The organism is Shewanella sp. 10N.286.45.A1 (genome assembly GCF_041470405.1).
GTDB lineage: Bacteria > Pseudomonadota > Gammaproteobacteria > Enterobacterales > Shewanellaceae > Shewanella.
Map to the genome: position 1 here is coordinate 1 of NZ_JBFRMK010000362.1, position 3,430 is coordinate 3,430.

Sequence of the window (3,430 nt, forward strand, 5' to 3'; positions counted from 1 at the left end):
AAACTTTTAATGCAATTGCTATAATCTTACGCATTAAAAAAGCCATCAAAATGATGGCTTTTTTCTAATGCAAGCTAAGAAGTCTTACGTATTGGAATGACCTAACTCCACGGGCATTTGATCACGTAAGCTTTGCCACATCATGCCGCTATTGATCCCATAAGTTCGCATTAACGCTGCAACATCCGCGTAATTCTTATCGACTGCGAGCTGCTGCAGTTGCTTATAAAAGTCTAACGCAAGTGCTCGTGCATCGGCGCTAGAAAAATAATAGCGACCAACTCTACTATATAGCCCTTTAAAACCATTAAGGATCAGCACATAAAGAGGATTACCAGAAGAGAAAGCTAAGGTGTGCTGTAACTCATAGTCGAAATCGGCATAAGCTTGAGCAGAATCTTCCAACTCATCAAGCTTTGATAATGCTTCAACCGCTTTATCTGGGTTATTTCGAATTGCACCTCTAAAATAAATAGCACTAACACTGCTACGAGCCGATAACAGTTGGTCGACTAGTTCAGGAAAGCCATCAGGGTCAAGTTCAGCAATGGTCTCTAGGATATTCAGACCTGAGGTCTCCCAGAAGTCATTAACTCGAGTGGGTTTGCCATGTTGAATAGTTAGCCATCCATCTCGCGCAAGACGTTGCAACACTTCACGTAATGTCGTGCGGGTTACACCTATTAATTCAGACAACTCTCGTTCAGCTGGCAAAATAGAACCGGGAGCAAACTTGTTCTCCCAAATGGATCGTACAATATATTTCTCTGCGAAACTTGCAGGGCCTTTGGCATTGATGATCATCAGCCTACTCTATCCAATTATTAGTGTTGTTCTAATCACTGATCATACCAGAGCTACCCAAAATGGAAACCTAAACCGCTTCATTAGATAAGCACTGTTACGAGAAAATACAAATTATGCTCAAAAAACATGCTAAAAAAGAGTTTTAAATGATTTTTTTTGATTTAGATACACGTTTGGGTAATCAAAGCTGTTTAAGTTAGTCAAAAGGAATTACCTTTAGCGTCGGCAATTTTATTAGTAACAACAAATCTAGTTAATTTCTTGTTACAATCGAACATTACAAATACAAGAGTGAGGATTCCATGCCTGTGACAATAAGTCAGGCGTTTCTTGATAACTTCTTAGGCAATTCGCCAAAGTGGTTCAAATTCGCAATATTATCGTTTCTAGTGATCAACCCGGTCGTTTTCTATCTTAATCCGTTTGTAGCGGGTTGGTTGTTGGTTTTAGAGTTTATCTTTACCCTTGCTATGGCGCTTAAATGCTACCCATTGCAACCCGGGGGGTTACTTGCAATCGAAGCGGTAATAATAGGCATGACTTCGCCTAGCCAAGTTCTGCATGAGATTGAAGCAAACCTAGAGGTCTTATTGCTGCTAATCTTTATGGTTGCAGGCATCTATTTCATGAAGCAATTATTACTTTTTGTCTTCACTAAAATGATCACTAAGGTTCGCTCCAAAATTGCCGTATCAATAATGTTCTGTGTTGCATCTGCATTTTTGTCTGCATTTCTCGACGCACTAACCGTAATCGCTGTAATTATCGCTGTAGCGGTTGGTTTCTATTCTATTTACCACAAAGTGGCATCGGGTAAGAACTTTAACGATAGCCATGATCATACTAGCGATGGCCAAAGCCAGTTATGTGAAGAGGAACTTGAAGCATTCCGAGGCTTTTTACGAAATCTTCTGATGCATGCCGGTGTTGGTACTGCACTCGGTGGTGTTTGTACTATGGTCGGCGAACCGCAAAACTTAATTATTGCAGCTCAAGCAAACTGGCAGTTTGCAGAATTTGCACTGCGTATGTCTCCTGTAACCGTACCTGTATTCGTCGCTGGTGTATTCACCTGTTACTTGGTAGAGAAATTCAAAGTTTTTGATTACGGTAAGCAATTGCCAGATGCTGTGCACAAAATTTTGTCCGATTACTCTGCTCATGAAGATGCTCACCGTACTAAACATGACAAGATAAAATTGGTTGTTCAAGCATTTGTGGGGATTTGGCTTATTATCGGCCTTGCATTCCATCTTGCTTCAGTAGGTTTGATTGGTTTGTCTGTTATCATTTTAACGACAGCATTCAACGGCGTAACTAACGAACATGCACTTGGTAAAGCCTTTGAAGAAGCACTTCCTTTCACAGCATTACTTGCTGTGTTCTTTGCTATTGTTGGCGTAATTATCGACCAGCAACTGTTTGCACCAGTGATTCAATGGGCACTTAGCTATGAAGGTAACACCCAATTAGTTATTTTCTATATTGCCAACGGTTTACTGTCAATGGTCAGTGACAACGTATTTGTAGGAACGGTCTACATTAATGAGGTTAAAGCAGCCTTGCTTGATGGTCAGATCACCCGTGATCAGTTTGACCTACTTGCCGTTGCGATTAACACAGGTACTAACCTGCCTTCAGTAGCGACACCAAACGGCCAAGCTGCGTTCCTATTCCTACTGACATCGGCAATCGCCCCGTTAATCCGTCTTTCCTACGGACGTATGGTTTGGATGGCACTACCTTACACAATCGTTTTATCAGTTGTGGGCATTTTAGCTATTCAGTTCGGCGGTTTAGAACAAATGACGCAATATTTCTACGATTCAGGAATGTTGCTGCACCATACAGCACAAGAAGTTGGACATAGTGCGGTATCCGGACACTAATTGTGTTAGTGTCTAACTGAACTAATCTTAATTTGGTTAGTCATATAAAACGCCCTATTTAGGGCGTTTTTTATTTGCAATGGAGAGCTAATCGTTGAATGCATTAATCAATTTTGCCCAATCCCGTACGGCATGGCTGGTACTAACAGCCACGGCGCTCGCTTTAGAATTGGCCGCACTGTTTTTTCAATATATTATGAAGCTAGATCCTTGTGTGATGTGTATCTATCAAAGGTTGGCAATATTTGGTATTTTGTTTGCTGGGGTACTGGGTACTATTGGCTACCAATCGCGTATTGCTCGCATTATTGCAATGGGGCTCTGGGGCACAAGTGCAACCTATGGGCTAAAGCTAGCACTTGAGTTAGTTGATATGCAAACCAACCCCTCCCCATTCGCGACTTGCTCTTTCTTACCTGAATTTCCAAGCTGGATGCCGCTACATGAATGGATCCCATCAATATTCATGCCGACAGGCATGTGTACCGATATCCCCTGGCAGATGATGGGAGTGACGATGGGACAGTGGATGATTGTCGCTTTTTCTGTTTATTTATTAGCGATTCTAATCTTTTTTATCCCCGCTTTTCTACCAAAAAAACTAACGCGTCCTTAATATCCTATCTCACGGTTATTAATAACATTGAGTTAGATAATCCGAGTTTAACACTCGGATTATCTACAATTTACTAGGGGCTGTTGATCTTTCACGGTAGTTTTTACCGCAGTTTATT

General features: G+C 41.3%; 3 protein-coding genes. 2 read left to right on the plus strand and 1 reads right to left on the minus strand.

The window, feature by feature from the left end; translation table 11 throughout:
• Positions 1–84: 84 nt before the first annotated feature.
• Positions 85–804, minus strand: coding sequence for a fatty acid metabolism transcriptional regulator FadR (gene fadR, locus AB4238_RS21190; protein WP_372035475.1), 720 nt, complete (start codon positions 802–804; stop codon positions 85–87).
• A gap of 305 nt (positions 805–1,109) precedes the next feature.
• Here fadR and nhaB point away from each other — a divergent pair, with 305 nt between their 5' ends.
• Both nhaB and dsbB read left to right on the plus strand, forming a co-directional pair.
• A complete protein-coding gene (gene nhaB, locus AB4238_RS21195) occupies positions 1,110–2,696 on the plus strand; it encodes a sodium/proton antiporter NhaB (protein ID WP_372035477.1) in 1,587 nt (528 codons plus the stop codon).
• A 94-nt stretch (positions 2,697–2,790) separates the two neighbouring features.
• Positions 2,791–3,312, plus strand: coding sequence for a disulfide bond formation protein DsbB (gene dsbB, locus AB4238_RS21200; protein ID WP_372035480.1), 522 nt, complete (start codon positions 2,791–2,793; stop codon positions 3,310–3,312).
• The last annotated feature ends 118 nt before the right edge of the window (positions 3,313–3,430 follow it).

Coding starts and splice junctions, on each gene's coding strand:
- fadR (WP_372035475.1), bottom strand. CDS start 804: ATGATCATCAATGCCAAAGGCCCTGCAAGTTTCGCAGAGAAATATATT.
- nhaB (WP_372035477.1), top strand. CDS start 1,110: ATGCCTGTGACAATAAGTCAGGCGTTTCTTGATAACTTCTTAGGCAAT.